Raw genomic sequence first — 1,617 nt, forward strand, 5'->3', positions numbered from 1 at the left:
TCTGTGTGTTTTGCGTTGCCAGCAGCGGCACCTACCCGGCCTACCGTGAAGCAGCCGTGGCCCTCGGGCGCGCGCTGGAGGAGCGCAAGCTGACCCTGGTGTACGGCGGCGGCGCCGTGGGCCTGATGGGTATCGTCGCCGATGCGGCGCTGGAAGCCGGCGGCGAGGTGATCGGAATTATTCCCGAAAGCCTGAAAAACCTCGAAATCGGCCACAAAGGCCTGACCCGCCTGGAGGTGGTCGACGGCATGCACGCCCGCAAGGCACGCATGGCCGAGCTGAGCGACGCCTTTATTGCGCTGCCGGGCGGCCTGGGCACCCTGGAAGAACTGTTCGAAGTCTGGACCTGGGGCCAGCTCGGCTACCACGGCAAACCGCTGGGTTTGCTCGAAGTGAACGGTTTTTACCGCAAGTTGACCGATTTTCTTGATCATATCGTCGGCGAAGGCTTCGTCCGGGCACCGCATCGTGCCATGCTGCAAATGAGCGAATCGCCGGCTGAGCTGCTTGACGTACTGGATGCCTGGCAACCGCTGGTCCTGCCCAAATGGGTGGACCAAAAACCCGATTAACCCTTGGGACGCGATTAAAGGCAGAATACGCGCCGCTCAACCTCACCTTCGACCCCAGAGGATCGCCCATGGCAAAACCTAATTACTCCTTCGCCAAACGTCAGAGAGACTTGGCCAAAGAGCAGAAGAAAGAGGAAAAGCTGCAGCGCAAGAAAATTGCAGCCGACGAAGAAGCCGGTGCACTGAACCCGGATGCTGAAGGTACAGTGGCTACAGACGAAACCGAAGCACCGAAAGACGCTGAATAGGTGATCGTTCCCACGCTCNNCGGAGCGTGGGAACGATCTTGTGCATTACTCCAGCGGCATCACCGTCACCTGCACTTCCGGGTCATGGCTCCCTCCCCCCAGAATCACCCCCCGCAACGGCGAAACATCGGAAAAGTCCCGGCCCCAGGCCAGGGTGATGTGTTCCAGTGCCGGCTGCACATTGTTGGTCGGGTCAAAATCCACCCAACCCGACACCGGGCAAAACACCGACACCCACGCGTGGGACGCATCCGCGCCGATCAACCGTGGTTGGCCGGGCGGTGGCTGGGTCAGCAGGTAACCACTGATATACCGCGCCGCCAGGCCCCGGGAACGCAGGCACGCGAGCATCAGGTGGGCGAAGTCCTGGCACACGCCGCGCCGGCGCTCCAGCACTTCCACCAACGGCGTGGCGACCTGGGTGGCTTCGGCATCGAAAGTAAATTCGCTGAAGATCTTCTGCATCAGCGCCTGCACACCCAACAGCAACGGACGACCAGCCGGGAAACAGTCTTCGGAGAACTCGACGAAGCTTTTCTTCAAATGCACATAGGGCGATTCGAACCGATAGCGGCACGCCTCGATCACTTCGGCCGACAGCGGCTGGCTGCTGTAGGTCAGGCCGTTGCGGGTCTGGTCCCAGGCCGGCGACAGGCTGAAATCCAGCAGCGGCCGCGCCAACACCTCCACTGTCAGCCCGGCGTTCACCAGCAGTTCATCATGGGGCCGCTCGAATGCCAGCCGGGTGATCGGGTTGCCGAACACATCCAGTTCATCCCGGCGCGAGGTCGGTTCTG

At 61.7% G+C, this 1,617-nt stretch carries 3 protein-coding genes; 2 read left to right on the forward strand and 1 reads right to left on the reverse strand.

Annotated elements, in window-relative coordinates; translation table 11 throughout:
- Positions 1–572 (forward strand): TIGR00730 family Rossman fold protein (locus HX846_RS25515; RefSeq protein WP_178966330.1); only part of this gene is annotated, 572 nt, incomplete at its 5' end.
- Positions 573–640: 68 nt separating this feature from the next.
- On the forward strand, positions 641–820 hold the full coding sequence (locus tag HX846_RS25520; RefSeq protein WP_003217470.1) for a hypothetical protein: 180 nt from the start codon (positions 641–643) through the stop codon (positions 818–820).
- Positions 821–865: 45 nt separating this feature from the next.
- Here HX846_RS25520 and HX846_RS25525 read toward each other — a convergent pair.
- Positions 866–1,617: transglutaminase family protein (locus tag HX846_RS25525; RefSeq protein WP_178966331.1), on the reverse strand; the 752-nt coding region annotated here is incomplete at its 5' end.

The sequence above is a fragment of the Pseudomonas sp. K5002 genome, assembly GCF_013386655.1.
GTDB lineage: Bacteria > Pseudomonadota > Gammaproteobacteria > Pseudomonadales > Pseudomonadaceae > Aquipseudomonas.